The organism is Streptomyces sp. NRRL WC-3605 (assembly GCF_001509795.1).
Lineage (GTDB): Bacteria > Actinomycetota > Actinomycetes > Streptomycetales > Streptomycetaceae > Streptomyces > Streptomyces viridochromogenes.
Genome location: NZ_LLZN01000046.1, coordinates 47622 through 70192 on the forward strand (window position 1 = coordinate 47622; position 22571 = coordinate 70192).

General features: G+C 73.9%; 19 protein-coding genes. 1 reads left to right on the plus strand and 18 read right to left on the minus strand.

Translation table 11 applies throughout. The features are described from left to right. Positions 1–12: 12 nt before the first annotated feature. The 13 genes from ADL34_RS11920 to ADL34_RS11980 all read right to left on the minus strand — a co-directional run bounded on the left by ADL34_RS11920 (position 13) and on the right by ADL34_RS11980 (position 17486). On the minus strand, positions 13–1389 hold the full coding sequence (locus ADL34_RS11920; RefSeq protein ID WP_062666168.1) for a PP2C family serine/threonine-protein phosphatase: 1377 nt from the start codon (positions 1387–1389) through the stop codon (positions 13–15). After that, complete coding sequence (locus ADL34_RS11925; protein ID WP_062666171.1) at positions 1390–3903, minus strand: serine/threonine-protein kinase; 2514 nt, start codon at positions 3901–3903, stop codon at positions 1390–1392. A 16-nt stretch (positions 3904–3919) separates the two neighbouring features. Further along, positions 3920–5257: a hypothetical protein gene (locus ADL34_RS11930; RefSeq protein ID WP_062666173.1), complete on the minus strand. Its 1338-nt coding sequence runs from the start codon at positions 5255–5257 to the stop codon at positions 3920–3922. A 66-nt stretch (positions 5258–5323) separates the two neighbouring features. Continuing rightward, positions 5324–6382 (minus strand): glutamate ABC transporter substrate-binding protein, encoded by a 1059-nt coding sequence (locus ADL34_RS11935; RefSeq protein ID WP_062666174.1) that lies wholly within the window; start codon positions 6380–6382, stop codon positions 5324–5326. Between the two features lie 14 nt (positions 6383–6396). Further along, positions 6397–7869: a hypothetical protein gene (locus tag ADL34_RS11940; protein ID WP_062666275.1), complete on the minus strand. Its 1473-nt coding sequence runs from the start codon at positions 7867–7869 to the stop codon at positions 6397–6399. 258 nt (positions 7870–8127) lie between these two features. Then, a complete protein-coding gene (locus ADL34_RS11945) occupies positions 8128–9099 on the minus strand; it encodes an N-acetylglucosamine kinase (RefSeq protein WP_062666176.1) in 972 nt (323 codons plus the stop codon). After that, positions 9090–10355, minus strand: coding sequence for a 6-phospho-beta-glucosidase (locus tag ADL34_RS11950; protein ID WP_062666178.1), 1266 nt, complete (start codon positions 10353–10355; stop codon positions 9090–9092). Before ADL34_RS11950 ends, ADL34_RS11945 begins: the two co-directional genes overlap by 10 nt. A 7-nt stretch (positions 10356–10362) precedes the next feature. Beyond that, positions 10363–11253, minus strand: a complete 891-nt coding sequence (locus tag ADL34_RS11955) for a carbohydrate ABC transporter permease (protein WP_062666179.1) — start codon at positions 11251–11253, stop codon at positions 10363–10365. A 2-nt stretch (positions 11254–11255) separates the two neighbouring features. Next, positions 11256–12197: a carbohydrate ABC transporter permease gene (locus ADL34_RS11960; RefSeq protein WP_062666181.1), complete on the minus strand. Its 942-nt coding sequence runs from the start codon at positions 12195–12197 to the stop codon at positions 11256–11258. 6 nt (positions 12198–12203) lie between these two features. Continuing rightward, positions 12204–13532, minus strand: coding sequence for an ABC transporter substrate-binding protein (locus ADL34_RS11965; protein ID WP_062666182.1), 1329 nt, complete (start codon positions 13530–13532; stop codon positions 12204–12206). Between the two features lie 96 nt (positions 13533–13628). After that, the gene (locus tag ADL34_RS11970) at positions 13629–14840 is read right to left on the minus strand and encodes an ROK family transcriptional regulator (protein WP_062666184.1); all 1212 of its coding nucleotides are present in this window, start codon (positions 14838–14840) and stop codon (positions 13629–13631) included. Positions 14841–15010: 170 nt separating this feature from the next. Next, on the minus strand, positions 15011–16288 hold the full coding sequence (locus ADL34_RS11975) for an MFS transporter (protein WP_062666186.1): 1278 nt from the start codon (positions 16286–16288) through the stop codon (positions 15011–15013). Positions 16289–16391: 103 nt separating this feature from the next. Continuing rightward, entirely contained in the window at positions 16392–17486 is a 1095-nt protein-coding gene (locus ADL34_RS11980) for a mechanosensitive ion channel family protein (RefSeq protein WP_062666188.1), read from the minus strand. A gap of 326 nt (positions 17487–17812) precedes the next feature. Between ADL34_RS11980 and ADL34_RS11985 the strand changes: the two genes are divergently transcribed. Further along, complete coding sequence (locus ADL34_RS11985) at positions 17813–18349, plus strand: HNH endonuclease (RefSeq protein ID WP_019760491.1); 537 nt, start codon at positions 17813–17815, stop codon at positions 18347–18349. A gap of 49 nt (positions 18350–18398) precedes the next feature. Here ADL34_RS11985 and ADL34_RS11990 read toward each other — a convergent pair whose 3' ends face one another. Genes ADL34_RS11990 through ADL34_RS12010 form a run of 5 tightly spaced genes read right to left on the minus strand, consistent with a single transcriptional unit; the run spans position 18399 to position 22558 of the window. Beyond that, positions 18399–18998: a hypothetical protein gene (locus ADL34_RS11990; RefSeq protein ID WP_062666190.1), complete on the minus strand. Its 600-nt coding sequence runs from the start codon at positions 18996–18998 to the stop codon at positions 18399–18401. Beyond that, positions 18995–20323 (minus strand): hypothetical protein, encoded by a 1329-nt coding sequence (locus ADL34_RS11995; protein WP_062666192.1) that lies wholly within the window; start codon positions 20321–20323, stop codon positions 18995–18997. The genes ADL34_RS11990 and ADL34_RS11995 overlap by 4 nt, the downstream gene beginning before the upstream one ends. Continuing rightward, a complete protein-coding gene (locus ADL34_RS12000; protein ID WP_234375000.1) occupies positions 20320–21081 on the minus strand; it encodes an ABC transporter ATP-binding protein in 762 nt (253 codons plus the stop codon). The genes ADL34_RS11995 and ADL34_RS12000 overlap by 4 nt, the downstream gene beginning before the upstream one ends. Positions 21082–21110: 29 nt before the next feature. After that, positions 21111–21962: a zf-HC2 domain-containing protein gene (locus ADL34_RS12005; protein WP_062666195.1), complete on the minus strand. Its 852-nt coding sequence runs from the start codon at positions 21960–21962 to the stop codon at positions 21111–21113. Continuing rightward, entirely contained in the window at positions 21959–22558 is a 600-nt protein-coding gene (locus ADL34_RS12010) for an RNA polymerase sigma factor (RefSeq protein WP_062666197.1), read from the minus strand. Before ADL34_RS12010 ends, ADL34_RS12005 begins: the two co-directional genes overlap by 4 nt. Positions 22559–22571: the final 13 nt, after the last annotated feature.

Here is a 22571-nt window from a genome sequence, read left to right on the forward strand (position 1 = left end):
CCGCGGCAGGCCTCAGGCCGATCCTGCCCCTGCCGGCGGTGCCGGGAACGGCAGGACGGCCACTGTTACGTTGTCGTGCCCGCCGCCGTCGAGGGCGTGACCCACGAGCACCCGGGCGGCGTGCAGGGGGCGCGCGGCGGCGTCGGCCGGGACGATCTCGGCCATGTGCTCGGCGGCCTCGGCGTAGTTCCACAGGCCGTCCGTGCAGACCACGGCGACCCCCGGGCGGTCGGGTTTGAAGGACGCGGTGTGCGGCTCCAGTTCGTAGGCGTCCGCGCCGAGCCAGCCCGTGATGGCGTGGGCGCGTTCGTCGGCGTACGCCTCGGCCTCGTTCATCAGGCCCGCCGCGACCATCTGCGCGGCCCAGGAGTCGTCCTCGGTGAGCCGGGCCGGGGGAGCGGAGCGGTCGGCCGGGACCCAGTAGACGCGGCTGTCCCCGACCCAGCCGACGACCAGCAGGTCGGGGGTGACGACGGAGCCGACGATCGTGCACGCCGGGGCGTTCTGGTGGGGGGCCTGCTCACGGGCCGTGGCCGGTTCGGCGGCGAGGGCGTTGACCGCGTTGGACGCGGCGACGATCGCCTCGTGCAGGGCCTGCTGCGGATGGGTGCCGCGGGGCAGCGCGGCCAGCAGCGACTCGATGGAGGCGCGGGCCGCGGCCAGGGAGGCGTCGTCGGGGCGGGTCGCCGAGGACACCCCGTCGCAGACCATCGCCAGGGTCGCCGGACGTCCGTCGGGCAGGGTGGTGCGGGCGACGGCGAACGCGTCCTCGTTGCGGTGGTGGCGCAGGCCGCGGTCGCTGACGGCGGCGACCGGGCCGGCCTCCTGCTCCATGTGGTCCCGTTCGCGGGGCTGGGCGTGGCCGCAGTTCTCGCAGTAGCCGTCGCGGTCGACCCGGCCGGCGCGGCAGGCGACGCACAGTTTGACGCCCTCCGGCGGGGTGGGCGCTCCGGTGCTCACCCGGGGGTCGGGGGCCTGCAGGGCGTACGCGTCGGGCTCGGCCGGCCGGTCGAGGCGTACGCCGGAGGACGGCGCGTCGGGGGACTCCGCCGGGACGGGGACGCCGTCCGGCACGGTCGGGGTGCGCGGTGCGGGGTCGCTCTCGCCGGCCTGTGCCGGGAACGGGGGCGGGCCGGGCTCGGGCGCGGCGGGAGCCGGGATGCCGGGCGGCGGCACCGGCGGCGGGGGAGGCGTGCCCGGGGGCAGGCCGTGGCCGCCGGTCCCGGTGCCCTGGGCGGCCGAACCGTTCAGGGCGATCGTGGGGTGGTCGTCCGGCCGTGCGGGCACGGTGGACAGGTCGTATCCGCACGCACCGCAGAAACGGTCACCCGAGTCGAGCGGCCAGGCGCAGCTCGGGCAGGCGGACAACTGGGGCATCTGCGACATCAACTACACCCACGTCCGGGGGCGGTAACGGTTTGCACGTTCCACCAGGTCGATCCTCTCCTCGCCGCCCGGGGCCAGCCGGGCCAGCATGCGGTACGAGCGCTCCAGGCCGAACCGCAGTCCCCGTTCGTCCAGGCCACTGCCGAGCAGCGTCCGTCCTCCGGGGGCGGACGGGGCGGAACCCTGGCCACCGGAGAGTATCCAGTCCAGCGCCGCACCGAGCACTTCCGCCGACAACTCCTCCCGGCGCGCCGGGTCCAGGCCGTACGCGTCCAGCGCCTCCACCTGCCCCGCCGCGGCCGTCAGGTCGTCCAGGAACGGTACGTCGCCGGCGACCGCCGTGCGTTGACGCAGCCGGGCCCGGACCGCCGCGACGCGCGCCGCCGTGTAGTGGATCGAGCTCTCCGGGACGGATTCCAGGGTCGCCACGGCCCCCCGGCGGTCGCCCGTCGCGAGCTGGACGCGGGCCAGGCCGAAGGCGGCGCTGACATGGCTGGGGTCGGTCGTCCAGACGAGACGGTAGTACTCGGCGGCGTTGTCCAACTGGCCCAGCACCTCGGCGCACAGACCGAGCGCCAGCTTCGGGGCCGGCTCCCCGGGAAAGGCGTCGTAGATCGCGTCGAAGGCGAGCGCGGCGCCCTCGTGGTCACCGGTGACGAGCGCGACCACACCCCGGTACCAGACGACCCGCCAGTCGTCGGGGCGTTCGTCCTCCAACTCCAGCAGGGCCTCGTGCGCGGCACCCGGGTCGCCGCCCTCCAGCCGGGCCCGCACCTGGCGCAGCCGGGACTCCGTCGACGGCGCCGGCACCGCGGCGAGCGCGCCGAGCAGCTCCGCCGGGGCGGTGGTCAGCAGGCCCGCGAGGAAACCGGCGTTCGGGTCCGCGGCGTCGACGTGGGGGACGGGCAGCGCCAGCGCGGCGGCGGGGGCGTCGGCCTCCTTGACGATCCGTGCGGGGGGCGGCGCGGTCACGGCCGGCGTCCGGCGGGCGGCGCCCCCGCGAGCCGGCACCGGGCGCGCCCCCAGCCGGGAGACCTCCCCGGCGGACGCCGGGAACAGCACCGTGTCGGTGACCCGCAGCTCCGGTCCGAACAGCGTGGACAGCGCGGGCCGCGCCCGGCCCGACTGGAGGGAGACGACCTCGCGCAGCACCCCCGTCAGCTGCTCCGCCATCTCCTGCGCGGAGGCGAACCGGCGGGCCGGCTCGGGGTCGGTGGCGCGGACCAGAAGCCGGTAGAAGGACTCGTACCGGCGGAACACCTCGATGTGGTCCGGGTCGGGCAGCGATCCGGCGTAGACGTTCGTGTAGCCCTGGAAGTCGAAGGCCAGCACGGCGAGGGTGCGGGCGACCGTGTAGAGGTCCGAGGCGACCGACGGGCCGGCCTCCGCGACCTCCGGCGCCTGGTAGCCGACCGTGCCGTAGACGGCCGACTCGTCGTCGTCCATCCTGCGCACCGCGCCCATGTCGATCAGCTTGAGCTGGTCCTCGGTCTGGATGGCGTTGTCGACCTTGAAGTCGCAGTACAGCAGGTTGCGGCTGTGCAGATGCCCGAGGGCCTCCAGGGCCTCGATGCCGTACGCGCACGCCTGCTCCACCGGCAGCGGATCGCGCCGCCCGGTCTCGGTGCGGCGCGCGTTCGCTATCTCCTTCAGGGACTTGCCGCCGACGTACTCCATCACGATGTAGCCGTCGAGGGAGCCGGTGCGCTGGTCGAGGTGCTCCACGAAGTTGTAGATCCGCACGATGTTGGCGTGCTCGATCTCCGCGAGGAAGCGCCGCTCCGATATCGCCGCCGCCATCGCGTCCTGGTCGCCGGTGTCGAGCAGGCCCTTGAGCACCACCCAGCGATCCGAGACGGCCCGGTCCACGGCCAGGTAGATCCAGCCCAGCCCGCCGTGCGCCAGACAGCCCACGACCTCGTACTGACCGTGCACGATGTCCCCGGCGCGCAGCTTGGGCACGAACGAGTACGGGTGCCCGCACTTCGTGCAGAACCCCTCGGTACGGCCCGGCCGGTCGCCGCGCGCCCGGCCGACGGGCGCGCCGCAGTCGGAGCGGGAGCAGAACCGCTTGCGCTCCGGCACCTCCGCGTTCTCCAGCACCATCGCGCGCGGGTCGGGACGTGGCACGTCCGGCACCTGGACCAGCCCGGCGCCGAGCCGGCCGCGCCCGCTGGAGCCGGCCGTGGAACCCGAGCTGCGCACCGACACCGAACGGCCCGTGGACCGCCCGGACACCGACCGCGACAGCCGCCCCGACACCGAGCGCCGGGACCGCGAGGACCGCGACGACTGCGAGGACGCGCGCGAGCTGCCCCGGCCCGTGGAGCGTGAACCACCGCTGCCCGAGGCGCCCTTGCCGCCCGCCGCGGCCCCGGTGGGCGGCGAGCCGACCGTGCCGGTCGCCGAGACGACCGGGGCCAGGCCGCAGGTGTCGCAGTACAGCTCGCCGCCGCCCATGTCCTCGTACGACCCGGTGCAGTCCGGGCGCTGACAGGTCTGCCCCGCCTGGCTCATGTCCTCCCCCTGCCCCTCATGCCCCGCTCCCCGGCCCGTCCTCGGGGGTGCGCGGACCCGGGATGCGGCCACCGCCGCCGCCGAGCAGCTCGGCCGCCGCCTGCTGGTAGCGCAGGACCGCCTGCTCGGCGACGCGCAGGTCGCAGGGCGCGCTCCACAGCATGCGGCGCGCCGCGTCGTAGCGCTCGACCAGCAGCGGGTCCTCCGCGAGGCCGTGCCGGGCCACCTTCGCCTTGTACGCGTCGAGCCGGCCGCGCAGCTCGGCGCGGACCGCCAGCGGCGCGGTGACCGCCGTCAACGACTCGCGCGCGCGCAGCAGTTCGTCCTCCGCCTTCTGCTCCAGGGACTCGAGGAGTGGCGACAGCCGGTGCCACTGGGCCTGCCGGCGGTACTCGGCGGCCGTCGCCAGCTGCTCCTGGAGCACCGTCGGGGGACCGCTGACGACCGGGACCTCGGTCGCGGCGATCTTCGCCAGCACCTCGCCGCGCGCGGTACGGGCCTCGGCGAGCGTGCGGTCCGCGCGGGAGAGCACGTCCCGAAGCCGCACCAGGCGCTGCTCCGCGTCCTGACGGACCGTCAGTACCGCGTCGATCTCCCGGCGCACGTCCTCCAGTGCGCGCGCCTCACGGTCGTACACGGTGGTGTCCGGACGGCCGCCGCCCGGCGCCGAACTGCCCTTCGTGGGCACCCAGTAGGCCAGCGGGTCCGACACCACCTCGGCGCGCAGCCGGGTCAGCGTGCGGGTGATCCGCTCCAGGTCGTCGCCCGCCGGATGCTCGCCGGGGCGCACCCCGACGGAGTGCGCGAGCCGGCGGGTGCGCTGGAGCTCGGCGGCGAGTAAATCGATCCGGGCGGGCAGCGCGGACCAGACGGCGTCGGCGGCCACGACCATGTCCAGCGAGGTCGCGTACAGCTCGTTCATCCGGTCCACGAGCGCGGCCAGCGAGAACCGCTCGCTCAGCCGGCCCGGACCGCCGTGCGGGGTCGGCGCGCCGGCGGCCGCGGCGGCCTGGCCGGCCACCGTCACGCACTCGCCGCGCAGCAGCTCCGTCAGCTCCGCCAGGTCCTCGCGGCTGGACCAGCGGCGCCGGGAGCGGATCTCCCGGGCCGAGCGCAGCGCTCCCGTGTAGGCGTCGAAGTACGCCCACAGCAGCGTGATCGACGCCTCCGCGGACGTCCAGCGCTCCTTGGTCACGCCGGTCAGCTCGGCCCCTTCGAGGAGTCTGCGGCCCGCGTGGTCCTGGAGTGCGAGCAGCGAGGTCTCGATCGCCTCGTGCTCCTGGCCGAGCCGCGCCAGCGCACGGTCCACCTCGTCCCGGTCCATCACCGGCCCGGCGGGGTCCGTGACGCCCATCGATCACCTCTCGCTGCGTTGAGTTCCGTCAGTCGCTCGTCCGTGCCGTCCCGCGCCGCGGGCCGCCTACGCGTAGTGGGCCTCCGGCGGGGTCGCCGACGCCGACTTCCTGCCGTCCGTGTCCATGGTCGGGTGGAGCCACTTCTCGTACGACGCCGCCCAGCCGCCGTCCTCGACGTAGTCCTCCAGGATCCGGTTGACCCGGCGGACCAGATCGTCGGATCCCCTTTTCATCGCCACTCCGTAGTATTCGTCGGTGAACAGCCCGCCCTTGAGCTCGACGGCCGGGTCCTGCGCCGCCTGGCTCGCCGCGAGCGCGCCGTCCGTGACGACCGCGTCGACCTCCCCGAGCTGCAGCTTGACCAGGCAGTCGAGCTGGTTGGGGACGGTGGTGCGGATGTCGGTGGAGGCGGGCAGGACGCCTTCCTTCCTGCCCGCTTCGAGGTTGTCGTACGCGGTCGAGCTCTCGGCGGAGCAGACCTTGCGGTTCGCCAGGGACTTGTCGAACCCGGTGATCTGCGAGGCCTTGGGCGCGAGGACCTGCTGGCCGGTGACGAAGTAGGGCGCGGAGAAGGCGACTTCGTCCAGCCGGGCACAGGTGATCGTCATGGTGCGCACGACCATGTCGACCTCGCCCTTCTGGACCGCCTCGATCCGCCGGCTGGTCGGGATGGCCTTGAACCGCACCGCGTCGCGGTCGCCCAGGATGTCCTCGGCGATCCGGTGGACCAGGTCGATGTCGAACCCCTCCAGCTCGCCCGAGGGGTTGTTCGGGTCGAGGTAGCCCCAGCGGTAGCTGTTGGTGTCGACGCCGACGACCAGACGCCGGTCCTCGCGGGCCTTGATCGCGTCGACGACCGGGCTCTTCCCGCCGCCGGACGGCGACAGGCTCCGGTCCTGCGGGTCCTCGCAGCTCTCCGCCCTGGCCTGCCCGGCGTGGGTGACGCGGTGCCCGGCCGGGTCGCTGTCGCCCGCAGGCTGGGACAGGGGCAGCAGCAGCGCCACGGTCACCGCCAGGGCGCACAGGAGGGCCATCGCGCCGACGCCGCCCCAGCCGCGCAGACCCGCCCGCAGGCGCCGCCACGGCTGCGCGGAGCCGTCACGGGCGCCGGCGTGTGCGTTCATCGTCCCGCCCCCTCTCACCGGTACTCCGACAGCCTGCGGCCGATGCCGAGGACCGCGCCCGCCGTGCCCAGCACCGCGAGGACGGCGGCGCCGGCCGGAACGCCCGTCAGCGCGTCCAGGCCGCCGCCCGCGGCCCGCCGGAACTCGCCCTGCTCGTGGGTGAGCGCGGTCGCCAGTGCCTTGTCGACGTTGTCGAAGCACACGCTCGTCGGCTCCTTCGCGGCGCCGATGACGCGGTCGCGGGCCGCCTGGTAGTTCCCGGAGTCGTTGTCCGCGCGCGCGAGGTCGTGGCGGTCCTTCCAGACCTTCATGAAGCCGTTCGCGTCCCGGACGGGCTTGCCGCCCGCGGCGTCGTCGGCGAGGTCCGCCGCGCGCGCGAGCGCCGTGCGCAGGGCGTCGATCTGATGGTCGTAGCCCCACTCGTAGGCGTCCGCCACGCTGCCGTCCTCCAGGGCACGGGTGTCGGCGCCGCGGCGGACCAGGGTGAGGTTCTCGTCGCTGCGGGCGGTCAGGGAGGCGATCCGGGCCTCGTGCAGCACCGTCAGGGAGCGCACGCCGTGCTCGTAGGAGTCGTCCAGGCCCGCGCGGGCCACGGTGTGACTCACCGTCAGCCACAGCAGGCCGACCGTGGCGGTCGCCGTCGCCGTGACGAGACCGTGGTTGAGGACCCGGTTGGTGCGCCGGTAGGTGCGGTGCTGGGCCCACCCCAGGGCGGCCAGCGCGAGCACGCCGAGGCCGAGCGAGGCCCACGGGAAGGACCGCGCGTCCGCGTAGTCGGCGCCCAGGCGCTGGTTCTCCGTGCGGTACAGCTTCTCGGCGGCCGGCAGCATCCGCTGCTGCATCATCTCGTTCGCCGCGCGCAGATAGGCGCCGCCCACGGGGTAGCCCTGGCGGTTGTTGGCCCGCGCCGTCTCCACCAGGCCCTTGTACTCGGGCAGCAGCCGGCTCAGCGAAGCGATCGTCCCGGCCGAGGCCGAGCCCGGTTCGGAGTTGGCGGCGGCGGTGACGAGCTTCGCGGCGGCCGTGCGGATGTCCTTCTCGTAGGTCGCGCGCGTCGCCGGCTTCTCCTGGAGGCCCGCGAGATAGCCGCTGGCCGCCGCGGTGTTCGCGTCGGCCAGGGAGCGGTAGATGTCCGCGGCGTCGGAGCTGAGCGGCTGGCTGCGGTTCAGGACGTCGTCGGCGGCGGCCGTACGCTCCGTCATCTGCCAGGCGGCGACGGCGCCGAACGCGACCACGAGCAGCGCGAGGACGGCCCCCAGGATGCGCAGCCGGCCCGGCTCGGTCGTCGCGGCGGCCCGGAGCTGGTCGAAGCCCTCCGCGAACGCGGTGCGGCGGGCGCGCGGGACGGACGCGGGCGCGGCGGGGGCGGGCGCCGACTCGGGCGCGGGAGGCCCCGGTTGGGCCGGCACGGACGGCAGCGTCGGCACGCGCGCGGCCGGGTCCTTGCCCGGTGGTGGCGGCGCGCTGCCGCCCGGTGTCCGTGTCATGCTGACCTCCCCCATGGCCATCCGTCGCGGGCCAGTATCGCCGCCCGGAACGGCATCCGCACCGGCCTCGCCCGATCTTGGTCCGGTCACGGCGGCGGCCCCGGCTCCCGGCACCGCCGAACACGCCCCCGCACCACCCCCTGCCCATGAGAACGCCGTGGGAATCGGTTCGGTTCCACCTCGTCGCGCCGGGCGGCCGGGGAGTGCGGGGGCGTGCCCCGGGAGCGCTCGGGGGAAGCGCCCCCCCCGGAACACGGGCTACCGCTCGAAGTGCCGCCGCAGCCGGGCGTGCACCTCCTCGGGGGCGCCCACCGCGTCCAGCCCGAGCAGGGCCGCGCCCAGCACCGGACGCGCCGCCACCACCCGAGGTACGGCCTTGGGGGCGCGGGCAGCCAGCAGGTCCCGTACGCCGTCGTCCAGTTGGGGGTGGCGGGCCGCCAGGACGCTCCCGCCCAGCAGGACCGGGGTCTCCTCCCCGAGCAGGCCCAGCCGGGTCAGGGCGACCGTCGCCAGGGTGACCACCTCGTCGGCCAACCGGTCGACGAGGGAGCGTGCGACCGGGTCGCCGGAGGCGGCCGTGGCGAAGAGCACCGGGGCCAGCTCGTGCCGGCGCCGCTCCGCGATGTGCCCCAGGTGCAGGGCCTCGATCAGCGCGTACATGGAGGGCAGCCCGAAGTGCGCGGGCAGCGTGCCGGCCAGGGCCGTGGCCGCGCCCCGCCCGTCCTCCGCGCGGGCCGCGTGCCACAGAGCCTCCTCCGCCAGGCCCCAGCCGCCGCCCCAGTCCCCGGAGAGCCGGCCGAGCGCCGGGAAGCGGGCGGTGCGCCCGTCGGGGCGCATGCCCACGCAGTTGATGCCGGCACCGCAGACGACGGCCACCCCGCGGGGCTCGGTGACCCCGGCGCGCAGGATCGCGAAGGTGTCGTTGCGTACCTCGACGCGGGTGCCCCACGCGCGTGCGTGCAGCGCGGCCGCCAGGGTCTCCTCCTCCACCGGCAGGTCGGCGTTGGCGAGACAGGCCGAGACGTGGTCGACGGAGGTGACGCCGGCGGCCGTGAACGCCTCCTCCACGGCCCCGGCGAGGGTGTCCATCGCCTGCGCGACGCCCACGGCGGGCGGCCGGAAGCCTCCCGCGCGGGCGGTGGCCAGGACGGTGCCGTCGTCCGCCACGACGGCGACGTCGGTCTTGCTGTTGCCCGCGTCGACGGCGAGGACACGTGCGGTCATGCCCACGCGAGGTGCTCCCGGTTGTGTGCGATCAGCTCGTCGGTGAGCTTCTCGGCGTACTCGAACTGGCCGACGAGGGGGTGGGCGAGGAGCGCCTTGAACACCCGGTCGCGGCCGCCGTGCAGGGCGGCGGAGAGCGCCAGGTCCTCGTAGGCGGTCACCTGCGCCATCAGACCCGAGTACAGCGGGTCGAGGCGGGGCACGGGCAGTGGCGCCGGGCCGTTCTGCCCGACGGCCGCCTGCACCTCGATCACCGCGTCGTCGGGGAGGAAGGGCAGCGTGCCCCGGTTGAGGGTGTTCACCACCTGGTAGGGGCTGCCGGCGCCGTTCAGCAGGGCGGCCGCGAGGTCCACCGCCGCCTCCGAGTAGTACGCCCCGCCCCGCTTGGACAGCAGTTCCGGCTTCTCGTCGAGCGCCGGGTCGGCGTACAGGGCGAGCAGTTCGCGCTCCATCGCGGCCACCTCGGCGGCGCGGGACGGCTTGGTGCGCATCTCCCGGACGACCGCGTCGTGGGCGTAGTAGTAGCGCAGGTAGTAGGACGGGACCACGCCCAGCCGGTCCAGCAGGACGCGGGGCAGGTGCAGGTCGGCGGCGAGGGCGTCGCCGTGCTCGGCGAGCAGTTTCGGCAGGACGTCCGCGCCCTCGGGGCCGCCCAGGCGCACCCCGGTCTCCCAGGTGAGGTGGTTGAGGCCGACGTGGTCGAGGTGGATGTCGGCGGGGGAGGCGCCGAGGAGGGCGGCGAACTTGCGCTGGAAGCCGATCGCCACGTTGCACAGGCCGACCGCCCGGTGCCCCTCCTGGAGCAGGGCGCGGGTGACGATGCCGACCGGGTTGGTGAAGTCGATGATCCAGGCGCCCGGGTTGGCGCGCCGGACCCGCTCGGCGATGTCCAGGACGACCGGCACGGTCCGCAGGGCCTTCGCGAGGCCGCCGGCACCGGTCGTCTCCTGGCCGACGCAGCCGCACTCCAGGGGCCAGGTCTCGTCCTGCTGCCGGGCAGCCTGGCCGCCCACGCGCAGCTGGAGCAGGACCGCGTCGGCCCCGTCGACGGCCGCGTCCAGGTCGGTCGTCGTGGTGATCCTCCCGGCGTGGGCCTGGCGGGCGAAGATACGGCGGGCGAGGCCGCCGACCAGCTCCAGACGGTCCGTCGCCGGGTCCGTCAGGACCAGTTCCTCGATGGGCAGGGTGTCGCGGAGGCGCGCGAAGCCGTCGATGAGTTCCGGCGTGTAGGTCGAGCCTCCGCCGACCACGGTGAGTTTCACTTGAGATTCAGCCCTTTACTCCGGTGAGCGTGACGCCCTCTACGAACGCTTTCTGGGCGAAGAAGAACACGAGGATCACGGGGGCCATGACCAGTACGGTCGCTGCCATCGTGAGGTTCCAGTCGGTGTGGTGCGCCCCCTTGAACGACTCCAGTCCGTACGACAGGGTCCAGGCGCCCGGGTTCTCGGACGCGTAGATCTGCGGCCCGAAGTAGTCGTTCCAGGCGTAGAAGAACTGGAAGAGGGCCACTGCGGCGATACCCGGTTTCGCCATGGGCAGCACCACCCGCAGCAGGGTGCGCAGTTCGCCGCAGCCGTCGACCTTCGCCGCGTCCAGGTACTCGTCGGGGATGGTGGTGAGGAACTGGCGCAGCAGGAAGATCGAGAAGGCGTCGCCGAACGCCATGGGGATGATCAGCGGCCACAGGGTGCCCGACAGGTCCAGCTGCTTCGCCCAGAACAGGTACATCGGGATGATGACGACCTGCGGCGGCAGCATCATCATCGAGACGACCAGCATGAGCGTCAGATTCCGGCCCCGGAAGCGGAACTTGGCGAGCGCGTACGCCACCGGGACGGACGAGACGACGGTGAGGACCGTGCCGAGCCCGGCGTACAGCAGCGTGTTGCGCCACCAGGTGAGGAAGCCGGGGGTGTCGAAGACCTGGGCGTAGTTGCCCCACTCCCAGGTCCGCGGGATCAGGTCCCGGGTCAGCGCCTGCTGGTCGCTCATCAGCGAGGTCAGCACGACGAACACGAACGGCAGGACGAAGAAGAGGGCGGCCGCGACGCCCAGGGAGTGCACGGCGATCCACTCCAGCACCGCCCGGCGGCGCGCGGTGCGTTCGGCGGCGGTCGGGGCGGCCGGCCGCACCGGTCGTTCCAGCACCTGGGTCATGGTCAGTCACCTGCCTGGATCAGTCCGCCCCGGCGCCGCATCAGCAGCGCGGTGAACGCCATGGCGAGGGCGAACAGGACGAGCGCGACCACACAGGCGGAGCCGTAGTCGAAGCGCTGGAAGCCGAGGTTGTAGACGAGCTGGGGAAGGGTCAGCGTCGACTTGTCGGGGTAGCCCGGCTCGAACTGCTGGCCGGAGCCGCCGATGACACCGGAGGCGACCTTCCCGGCGACCAGCGGCTGTGTGTAGTACTGCATGGTCTGGATGACGCCGGTGACGACGGCGAACATCACGATCGGCGAGATGTTCGGCAGGGTCACGTAGCGGAACCGTTTCCAGGCCGAGGCGCCGTCGAGCTCGGCGGCCTCGTACTGCTCCTTCGGCACGTCGAGCAGGGCGGCCATGAAGATGACCATGAGGTCGCCCACCCCCCACAGCGCGAGCGCGGTGAGGGCCGGCTTGGACCAGGCGGGGTCCGTGAACCAGCCTGGCGCCGGCAGACCGAGGTCGCCGAGCACGGAGTTGACCGGGCCGGTGCCGGGGTTGAGCAGGAAGACGAAGGCCAGCGTCGCGGCGACCGGCGGGGCGAGGTAGGGCAGGTAGAACAGGGTGCGGAAGACCCCGACACCGGTCTTGATCTTCGTGATGAGCAGCCCGACGCCCAGTCCGAACACCACCCGGCAGGTCACCATGACCAGCACCAGCCAGAGCGTGTTGCGCAGCGCCGGCCAGAACATCGGATAGTCCTGGAAGACGTAGGACCAGTTGTCCAGGCCCCGGAACACGGGGGTGCCGAAGCCGTCGTACTTCATCAGCGAGAAGTACACGGTGGACACCAGCGGATAGGCGAAGAAGACGCCGAACCCGATGAGCCACGGTGACAGGAAGGCCACCGTCCGAAGCGCCGACCTGCGGCGCTTCGCGCGGAGTGTGTGCGTCGCCATCGGGGGCTACTTCGCCTGCTCGATGTCGCGGTCGATCTGCCGGGCGGTCTTCTCCAGGCCGGCCTTCAGATCCGTGACCTTGCCGGACTCGTACTGGAAGCCGAAGTCCTGCAGCGTCGTCTGGTAGGTCGAGCCGTTGACGGACGCCGGCGGGGTGTTGGAGTGCGGGTTCTGCGCTATGTCGAGGAAGGTCTTGAAGCCGGGCTCCACCTTCAGATCGGGCGACTTCAGCGCCTCGAAGGTGGAGGGCACGTTGTGGATGGCGTTGGCGAAGGACACGACGGCCGCGGTGTCGGTCGTCAGGTACTTCACCAGCTCCCAGGCCGCGTTCTGCTTCTCGCTGCGCGGGGCGATGCCGATGATCGTGCCGGAGAGGAAGCCCTTGCCGTATTCGTCCACCTCGTCGTCGGCCACGGGCATCGGCGCGGTGCCGATCTCGAAGTCCGCGCCGGCGTCCTTCGCCATGCCGAGCCGCCACTCGCCGTCGAGCTGCATGGCCACCTGACCGGTGTGGAAGGGGTGCTTGGCGCCCCACTCGTCGCCGAAGGTGTTGCGGTACTTCTCCAGCCTGGTGAAGCCGCCGAGGTCGTCGACGAGCTTCTTCTGGTACGTGAACATCTCGGCGAACGCCGGGTCCTTCGCGACGGAGGACTTGCCGTCGTGGCCGAAGTAGGCGTGGTCCCACTGCGCCATGTAGTGGTCCACGACCGTCTCGTAGCCGTGGTACGTCGGCATGAAGCCGAGCTGCTCGTAGCCGTCGCCCTTGGTCTTCGTGAGCTTCTTCGCGACCTTCGCGAACTCCGACCACGTCTTCGGCGGGGACTCGATGCCCGCCTTCTCGAAGGCGTCCTTGTCGTAGTAGAGCCCGTAGGCGTCGCCGAGCAGCGGCAGGGCGCAGCGCGTGCCCTCGAACTGGGTGTAGTCCAGCATCGGCTTCGGGATCAGCTTGCCGAGGTCGAGCTTCGACTTCTCGATGAAGGGCTTGAGGTCGAGGAAGGCTCCGGAGGAGCAGAACTTGCCGACGTTGGAGGTCGTGAACGACGACACCACGTCGGGTCCGTTCGAACCGCCCGCGCGCAGCGCCTGGTTGAGCTTGTCGTCGTTGATGTTGCCGACGACCTTCACCGTGATGTTCGGGTGGGCCTTCTCGAACGCGTCGACGTTCGCCTGGATCGCCTTCACCTCGGCGGGCGCGCTCCAGCCGTGCCAGAAGGTGATCGTGGAGCGCGCGTTCGGGTCGTCGTGCGCGCCGGCCTCCGAGGAGCCCGTACAGGCCGTGGCGAGCAGGGCCAGGGAGGCGGACGCGGCGAGGGCCGCGGCGGACCGGCGGGACATCGAGGATATGACTTTCCTGGACTTTCCGGGCATGGCGAGGTCTCCCAAGGGCGGGACGGGGTGGGTGTGGGTGGTGGTGCGGGAGCGGGGTGCGGGTCAGCGCGAGGTGTCGAAGACCTCGTCGCGTGTGGCGGCGAGGGCGCTCTCGAGCGCGCCGCGCAGCACGGGGTGTTCACGGACCTCGCCGACGACGAGCCGGGGCCGGGCCGCGGCCAGTTCCTCCAGCTCGTCCTGGACGAGGGTGCGCAGGGTGTCCCCGCCGGCGGTCAGCGAGGCGCCGCTGAGGACGACGAGTTCCGGGTCGAGGACGGAGACCAGGGAGGCCAGACCGGTGGCCAGCCGGGTCGCGTAGGTCTCCAGGAGCTGCCGGTGGGGGCCGTCGTCCCGGGCGGCGGCCCGCTCGACGAGGGCGGCGGCCACCTCGGCGTACGGCCCCGACGGGATGTCCGGGACGCCGAGTTCACGGGCGAGCCGGGGCACGGCCTGGGAGCCGGCCAGCTCCTGGTAGCCGCCGCTGTTGGCCTTGGTCACCTGGCGGACGAGGGGGGCGCCCGGCACGGGCAGGAAGCCGACCTCGCCCGCGCCGCCGGTCCAGCCGCGGTGCAGCCGGCCGCCGAGGACCAGGGCGGCGCCGAGACCGCCCTCGTTCCACAGCAGCACGAAGTCCTCGTGGCCGCGGGCCGCGCCGAGCCGCTGCTCGGCCACCGCCGCGAGATTGACGTCGTTCTCGTACTCGACCGGCATCGGCAGCGCCGCCGCGAGCTCGTCGAGCAGCGCGGGGGAGTGCCAGCCGGGCAGGTGGGAGGCGTAGCGCAGGCGGCCCGTGTTGGGGTCGAAGGCGCCGGGGGTGCCGATGACGAGCCGGTGGACGTCGGCCCGGGTCAGGCCTGCCGCCTTCACCGCCCCGTCGAGGGCGTCGGTGACCTGCCGCACGACCGGCTGTGCCGGCCGTCTGCCGGGGGTGGGCAGTTCGTACGAGCCGACGGTGCGGCCGGTGACGTCGGCCACGGCGGCGAGGACGCGCTCCGGGGTGACGTCGAGGCCGGCGGCGTACGCGGCCTTCGCGTTCACCTCGTACAGCTGGGCGTTGGGGCCGGGCCGGCCTTCCGTGGTGCCGGTGGCCAGGACCAGCCCGGCGGCCTCCAGGCGGGCCAGCAGCTGGGAGGCGGTCGGCTTGGAGAGGCCGGTGAGCTTGCCGATCCGGGTGCGCGACAGCGGCCCGTGCTCCAGCAGGAGGTCCAGGGCGGCGCGGTCGTTCATGGCGCGCAGGACGCGCGGGGTGCCCGGCGTACCGGCGGTTCCTGCCATGGGGTTCGACACCTGCCTCTCGGCTGCCCAGCTTCCCAGTGATCACCGGGTGACGTCCATCCCGGACGCCTCGCGTGATCACTGTTAGGAAAGTTTCCTATCCGCTGCGGAGGAAGCTAAGCCGGTGGGGAAGGCGGAGTCAAGGGATTCGCTTCGGCGGGACCTGCTCGTCAGCCGGGGAGGCCGGACCGCGGCGCGCCGGGGGCCGTGGCACCGGGACGCGGGGCGGGCGTCCGCTCACGCCAGGGCAGCAACAGAGGCGTCGCCAGCAGCAGGACACCGGCGAGCGCGATCGCGGCCCGGGGGCCCGTCAGCATCGCCAGCACGCCCCACAGCGCGGTCATCGCGGCCGTCACCGCCTTGCTCGTGATCGACCACGCCGTCAGGGTGCGGGTCACCCGGTCCGGCGGGGTCCCCTCCAGGCGCCGGGTGGCGAGCACCGGGGTGAACACCGCGGAGCTGGTGATCAGGCCGAACTCCACCGCCATCACGAGCACCAGACCGGCCGTGCCCGGCCCCACGAAGGCGAGGCCGACCGACCAGCAGGCGCGCAGCGTGCCGGCCACCAGCAGCACCCGGCGCTGCCCGTGCCGGGCGACCAGCCGCCGGGACAGCCGGGAACCCAGCAGACCGCCCAGGCACGGCACGGCGAAGGCCAGCCCGTACTGCCAGGGCGTGAAGCCGAGCCGGCCCAGCATCAGCACGGCGAGGAGCGGGGACGCCACCATGATCAGGGCGTTCACCAGGACCGTGTTGAGGAACAGCGGGCGCAGCACGGCGTGGCCGAGGATGTGCCGCCAGCCCGCCCGCAGGTCGTCCAGCCGCGGGCCCCGTCCGCCCTCGGGGCGCTTCGGATGCTCCTCCGTCCCGCCCACTGCCCGCAGTCCCAGCGCCGACAGAAGGTAGCTCGCCGCGTCCGCCAGGACCGTGGCCACCGGCCCGAAGACCCCGACGGCCACACCGCCCACCGGCGGGCCCAGCGCCGTCGCCGTCCAGGCCGTCGCCTCGAAGCGGCTGTTGGCCGCGAGCAGGTCCTCCGGCGGCAGCAGGGACTTCAGGAACGCCCCGCCGGCCGCACCGAACGTGATGTCGGCGGCGGCCGTCAGCACCGACACCACCAGCAGCTGGCCGAGGCTCAGCACGTCGAGTGCGTACGCCACGGGCACGCTCAGCAGCGCCACGCACCGCAGCAGGTCGGCCGCGATCATCACCGGCCGCTTCGGGCGGAACTCCACCCAGGCGCCGAGCGGCACCGCGAGCACCGCCCCCACCGCGAGCCCGGAGGCCGCCAGCAGCGCCACCTCGGTCGGTCCGGCGTGCAGTGCGAGGACCGCGATCAGCGCGAAGGCGTCGAAGGCGAGCCGTGTGCCGAACGTGCTCACCGCGTACGCGGCCCACAGCCGGTTGAAGGGCCGCCCCAGGGGCCGCTCGCCCGTCGCCTTCACCATCCCCTCCCGCCCGCCGTCGCCCCCGGCATCCAAGCGAGTCCGGGCCGCCGGGGCAAACCGGCGGGTCACGGCGTGCCGGACGCACCGAAGCGGCCCGGGGCCGCTACTTCGTCACGCTGGGCGGTGTCAGCGGCGTGGCCGCCAGGGACTGCGGCGAGGTGGTGCTGGCGTAGGCGGAGGGGGCCGCCACCGCGGCGCTCGGGTCGGCCGCGGGCGTGTCGTCCGGGGCCGGCGCCGGTCCGCCGATGATCGGGATGTCGGCGGCGCCGAAGGCGCGCTTGACCCGCCAGCGCAGTTCGCGTTCCACCGTCACGGACTTGCCCGGCATGGTCTTCGCGGACAGCCGCACCACCATCGAGTCCAGCTGCACGCTGTCCAGGCCCAGCACCTCGACGGGCCCCCAGAGGAGCTCGTTCCACGGCTCCTCCTTCGTCATCTTCTCGGCGACCTCGTCGAGGGTGGCCTTGACCTTGTCCAGGTCCTCGTCGGCGCGGACCTGGACGTCGACCCCGGCCATCGACCAGCCCTGCGACAGGTTCCCGATGCGCTTGACCTCGCCGTTGCGGACGTACCAGATCTCGCCGCCCTCCCCGCGCAGCTTCGTCACACGCAGGCCGACCTCGATGACCTCGCCGGAGGCGACGCCCGCGTCGATCGTGTCGCCGACGCCGTACTGGTCCTCCAGGATCATGAAGACGCCGGACAGGAAGTCGGTGACCAGGTTGCGGGCGCCGAAGCCGATGGCGACGCCCGCGACACCGGCCGACGCCAGCAGCGGGGCCAGGTTGATCTCGAAGGTGCCCAGGACCATCAGGGCGGCCGTGCCGATGATCAGGAAGCTGGCCACCGACCGCAGCACCGAGCCGATCGCCTGCGAGCGCTGGCGGCGGCGCTCGGCGTTGACCAGCAGACCGCCCAGCGCCGTGCCGTCCACCGCCTGCGCGGTGCGGCTCATCCGGTCGATGAGCTTGGTGATCGCGCGGCGCACGAAGACTCTCAGCACCGCCGCTATCACCACGATCAGCAGGACGCGCAGACCGATCGCCAGCCAGGTCGACCAGTTCTGCTCGACCCAGGTGGCGGCCTCGGCCGCGCTCTCGTGGGCGTCCCGGATCGAGGGGACCGCCGGGGTCGTCGTCTCCGAGGGGACCGGCGACGGCGTGACGTCGGCGGCCTGCAGGACGGCGGGCAGGGACACAGCGGGTACCTCCAGTGCAGCGGCCCGCCCCGCCGGCAGTGGTCAAGGTCGGCCAAGGTCACGAAAAGGTCACCGGCAGGGCAGGCTCACCACACTATCGGGGCATCGCACGCACATCGTCCCCATGTTCGGGGGAGGAAGGCCGCTCACGTGGGGATGAACTGGTGGGATGAACCGTTCATCGCCCTGGGGAGGCATCGGATGTGGTCGAAAACACTCCCAGCCCGTTACCGGGACATGGTGGCGCCATCACCAGGCATGAGGGGAAACTGACTACAGATCGTCCCGGCGCGAGCCACGCGCCGCCGACGCCCAAGGAGGCATCCGTGCCGCATGTCCTGGTCCTCAACGCGTCGTACGAGCCGCTCGGCGTCGTACCGCTCCGCCGCGCGCTCGTCCTCGTCCTCGAGAACAAGGCCGTATGCCTCGAGGAGTCCGGCGCCTATCTGCACAGCGCGACCGTCACCGTCCCCGCCCCCAGCGTGGTCCGGCTCAAGCGATTCGTGCGCGTCCCCTACCGGGGGCCCGTTCCTCTCACCCGCAGGGCGCTCTTCGCGCGCGACGGGGGCCGGTGCATGTACTGCGGTGGCGTCGCAACCAGCGTCGACCACGTCATCCCGCGCAGCCGCGGGGGGAAGCACGTCTGGGACAACGTGGTGGCGTCCTGCCGGCGCTGCAACCACGTGAAAGCCGACCGCCACCTGTTCGAGATCGGCTGGCGGCTGCGCCACAAACCGGCTCCGCCGACCGGTCTGGCCTGGCGCATCATCGGCACCGGGCATCGCGACCCACGCTGGTTGCCGTACTTGCAACCGTATGGGGCGGATGACGCCTTGGCCCGGATCGACGGCATTTCTGCCTGAGGTTCCGGGCCTTCGCGTATCCCAGGCGCGCGGGGGCGCGGCCTGCTCCTCAGGGAGTTCCGCGCGCCCCCTTCACCGCGTACGCGCCGCCTCCCAGGGCGAACAGCACCGCGGCCGTCGCCCACGCGCCGCCGCCGGCACCCGGCTCCAGCAGCCATGCCCAGGCGGGCAGTGAGGTGCCCCGCAGACCCGACACCCCCATGTACATCGCGCTGACGTAGCCGAACACCGGCAGCCAGCTCAGCCGCGCGCCGAGCACCACCGCCGCGCCCGCCGTCAGGCCGGTGCAGCCCAGGACGTTGCGGACCATGGCGGGCGGGCCGAAGATCTGCGCGCTGGACAGGACCGCGAGCGGGAGCAGCGCGGCGGCCAGCGCCGTCAGGCAGAGCAGATGCGTCAGCCGGCGGCGCCACCAGGGACGCACCGCCGTGCGGTCCAGCTCCTCGGAGGCGGAGTGCAGGCTGGAGCCGATGGCCGTCGCGGCCACCAGCGGGGCCAGGGCCACCACCGGGACCCTGCGTTCCGGGTCGAGGTAGGAGTCCAGGGAGTGGGTCGCCCATACGGCCAGCACGGTGGTCGCGGCGAGCGCGGCGACGGTCTGCGGAAGGGCCCGGGAGCGGGCGTAGAGGACGATTCCGGTGCTGGTCACAGGGTCGGCACCCCGCTCGGATCGCAGTCGCCCGCCGTCGCGAAGTACTCCGACAGCCACACCCGGCGCTCGTCCTGCGCCATCCCCAGCAGCCGGGCCCGGGCCCGCTGCCTGTCCTTCAGCGCCGCGCGGTCGGCCGCGGAACCCCGGGCGTCCAGCTCGTCGAAGTACTTCTCCTGCGGACTCGGGGCCAGGTAGTGTTCCACGGCGGCGTCCGCGCGGGCGACGGCGGGTTCGGTGTCGTCGCAGTCCGCGCGGCTGAAGAGGGCCATCCCCGCCTCCCAGGCGTACTGCCCGGGCTCGGTGAGCTTCCCCCGGACGACCGACCAGCCGAGCGGGGTGACCATCGGCAGCTCGGCCTCGTCGGCGCGCGGGCGGCCCCGGCGGTCCTCGAAGCGGACGGGTACGTGGTCCACGCCCTCCAGACGGCCCGTCAGCCCGGACAGGGCCTCGGCGATCTGGGGCAGCAGCCGCTCGTACCGGGCGTTCACACACACCTGCGGGGTCGTGGAGGTGTCGCAGACCTGGCGCCCGGCGACCGGCGCGGGTCGGGTGAGCCCGTCGGCCCCCACCAGCAGGACCGCGGCGGCCGTCGCGCAGGCCAGCGGCACCAGGGCGACGGCCCGGCGGCGGGCGGTGAGGAACAGCACCGCGGCCGCGGCCAGCCCGCCGACCCACACCACCGACACCCACGGCTGCCACCACACCGGCATCCGGTCGGCGGAGGCGTCGGTCAGCGGGGACAGCGCGGACCAGGCGTTGTCGTGGTCGTAGGAGAGGAAGCCGAGCACGGCGTACCCGGCCGTCGCCAGCACCGGGGCGGCCAGCCGCCAGGGCACGGCCCGGCCCACCACCTGGCCCGCGAGCGCCGCGCAGCCGAGGAGGAGCGAGTCGCCGAGCGGGACGACCAGGTACGGGCTGTCCCCGGTGGCGCAGTACCAGGTGGCCAGCAGCGCGCACCCGGCGGCGAGGAGATGCCCCACGGCCACCCAGACGGCGACGGGCACCGCCGACGCCAGGAAGCGGGGGAGCGCACCGCGTACGGCCGTCTCCAGCAGGTCGCCGGTCCCGCGCCGGCGCTCCCGTCCCCCCTGCCAGCAGCCAGCGGCCAGCGACAGCGGGATGCCGAGCAGGACCGCGGCCGCGTGCGTGCGGTCCCGCGTCTCCGCCCAGCCGCCCTGCCAGCTCTCCGCCGGCACGGCGAGGGCGACGGTCAGCGTGAGCAGGACGGCGGCACCGGCGAGCGGGGCGAAACCGCTCCGGAACTCCGGGCGCAGCGGGGCGGCCTCGGCGGCCGGGCGTCTCCTCTCCATGAGCGTCGTCATCGGGCCGCCACCTCGCGGTGGGCGCGCAGGGCCGCCGTGTAGCCGCGCTCGATGGGGTGGTCGCCGACGCCGTCCGAGGCGGCGCCGAGTGCGGTCAGCGCCTCGGGGGTGCCGCGGTAGGCGAGCCGGCCCCCGGCGATGAGCGTGACCTCCGTGCAGGCGGCCGCCACGTCCTCCACCAGGTGCGTGGAGACCAGGACCGTGGACCCGGCGCCGAGTTCGCGCAGCAGCTCGCGGAACTCCACGCGCTGTTCCGGGTCCAGGCCCGCCGTCGGCTCGTCCAGGAGCAGCACCGCCGGGTCGTTGACGATGGCCTGGGCGATGCCGACGCGGCGGACCATGCCGCCGGACAGCGTCCGGATCTTCACGTCGATCCGGTCGGCCAGACCCACCCGGGTCACGGCACGCTCCACGGCGGCCGGTGTCCGCGCCGCCGGCATCTCCTTCAGCCAGGCCATGTAGGCGACGAACTCGCGCACGGTGAAGCCCGGGTAGTAGCCGAAGTCCTGCGGCAGATAGCCGAGCCTGCGGCGGACCTCGGTGCGTCCGCGCGGGTCGGCGATGTCCTCGCCGAGCATCCGCACCCGGCCGCCGCTCGGGGCGGCGACCGTGGCGAGCACCCGGATCAGCGAGGTCTTGCCCGCGCCGTTCGGGCCGAGCAGCCCGTGCACGCCCCGGCCGAAGCCGAGGTCGAGGGAGTCGAGGGCGACGGTCCTGCGGTGCCGGACATGCAGACCGGCCACCTGAATGGTGGTCAAGGGAACTCCAGAGCCGAGAGGTCGGGGGGTCAGTGCCGTTCGAGGCGGTCGTACGCCGTGCGCCGGACCGCCAGCAGGGCCGCGCACAGCGCCGCTGCCGCCGCCCAGCCGCCCTGCGCGGCGCCGCCGCCGACATAGAGGGAGAGCTGGTCCGACAGATGCCGGGAGACCGCGCCGTCGGGGGTCGCCAGCACCGGTGCCAGGACGGCGCACAGCCAGCCGCCGCCGGTCACCGCCGTCGCCGCGCGCAGCCCCAGCCAGCCGCCGAGGGCCAGCGCGGCCAGCGTCAGCGTCAGTCCGGGCAGCAGCCAGGCGGCGGCGCCCGGCGCGCCCGAGGACGGCACGACGACACCGGCGAGGGTCAGCAGCGGCAGGCTCACCGCCAGGACCACCGCGGTCCGCACCAGCGCCAGCCGCAGTCCTGCCGACGGGGTCGACGCGGCCAGCTCGTGCAGCGGGTCCGCGTGCCGGCCGTACGACAGCGCCACTCCGGCGACCGGGACGACCGGTGCGACGGCCAGCAGCAGGGGGCGGGCTCCCGAGAAGTCGGCGACGTGCGCGAGCAGTACCGCGCCGAGCGCCACGAGCAGGACGGCGGGCAGCCAGGCACCGCGCACGGCGGGGGCGGCGGCCCACAGGAGACGGGGGGCGCGCAGGGGCCTGGGCTCGGCCGCCGGTGCCCGCGGTGCCGCGGCCAGGACCGCCTGCCTGAGGTCGGTCAGGACCGGTCCCGCCGCGGTGGCCCGTACCGCCCGCGACACCCGGCCCGCGCAGGCGGCGCACGATTCCAGGTGCTTCTCCAGGGACCAGGCGTCGGCGTCGGGCAGGGAGCCGTCGGCGTAGCCCGCGATCAGACGGTCGGGTGCGTGCCAGCCGGTCATGCCGGTCCTCCCATCGGGTTCGGGGTCAACTGGGCGAGCGCGGCACGCAGTTCGGCGCGGGCGCGCATCGCCCGGGACTTGACGGTGCCCTCGGGGATGCCGAGCAGCCGGGCGGTCTCACGGGTCGTCAGGCCGTCCACCACCGTGGCGCGCAGCACCTCCCGCAGCTCCGGGGAGATCCGGTTCAGGGCGGTGCCCACGTCGCCGTACTCCAGCCCCGTCAGCGCCCTCTCCTCCGCGGAGGGCGCTGACAGGGCCGGTCCGGCGCCGGCCGGGGCCGTGTCGATCGGCGTGGTCTCCAGCCGTCCGGCCCGCTCCTGCGCCCGGCGCGCGTCGATCAGCCGGCGGGCCGCGATGGTCCACAGCCAGCCGCCCGCCTCCTCGCCCCGGTGCGCCCCGGCCGACCGCCACACGGTGACGAACGTGTCCTGGAGCACCTCGCGCACCACCTCTGGGTCGGCGCAGCGCCGGGTGAGCCGGGCATGCAGCCAGCCCGCGTGCCGGTCGTACAGGGCGGCCATCGCCGCCGGGTCGCCGGCCGCGACGGCCCGCAGGAGGGCCCCGTCCCCCTCGTCCTTCTCCCGATGGCCCCCCATGGGGCGGAACAGT

Coding starts and splice junctions, on each gene's coding strand:
- ADL34_RS11925 (WP_062666171.1), bottom strand. CDS start 3,903: ATGAGCCAGGCGGGGCAGACCTGTCAGCGCCCGGACTGCACCGGGTCG.
- ADL34_RS11930 (WP_062666173.1), bottom strand. CDS start 5,257: ATGGGCGTCACGGACCCCGCCGGGCCGGTGATGGACCGGGACGAGGTG.
- ADL34_RS11935 (WP_062666174.1), bottom strand. CDS start 6,382: ATGAACGCACACGCCGGCGCCCGTGACGGCTCCGCGCAGCCGTGGCGG.
- ADL34_RS11940 (WP_062666275.1), bottom strand. CDS start 7,869: ATGACACGGACACCGGGCGGCAGCGCGCCGCCACCACCGGGCAAGGAC.
- ADL34_RS11955 (WP_062666179.1), bottom strand. CDS start 11,253: ATGACCCAGGTGCTGGAACGACCGGTGCGGCCGGCCGCCCCGACCGCC.
- ADL34_RS11960 (WP_062666181.1), bottom strand. CDS start 12,197: ATGGCGACGCACACACTCCGCGCGAAGCGCCGCAGGTCGGCGCTTCGG.
- ADL34_RS11965 (WP_062666182.1), bottom strand. CDS start 13,532: ATGTCCCGCCGGTCCGCCGCGGCCCTCGCCGCGTCCGCCTCCCTGGCC.
- ADL34_RS11970 (WP_062666184.1), bottom strand. CDS start 14,840: ATGGCAGGAACCGCCGGTACGCCGGGCACCCCGCGCGTCCTGCGCGCC.
- ADL34_RS11975 (WP_062666186.1), bottom strand. CDS start 16,288: ATGGTGAAGGCGACGGGCGAGCGGCCCCTGGGGCGGCCCTTCAACCGG.
- ADL34_RS11995 (WP_062666192.1), bottom strand. CDS start 20,323: ATGACGACGCTCATGGAGAGGAGACGCCCGGCCGCCGAGGCCGCCCCG.
- ADL34_RS12005 (WP_062666195.1), bottom strand. CDS start 21,962: ATGACCGGCTGGCACGCACCCGACCGTCTGATCGCGGGCTACGCCGAC.
- ADL34_RS12010 (WP_062666197.1), bottom strand. CDS start 22,558: ATGGGGGGCCATCGGGAGAAGGACGAGGGGGACGGGGCCCTCCTGCGG.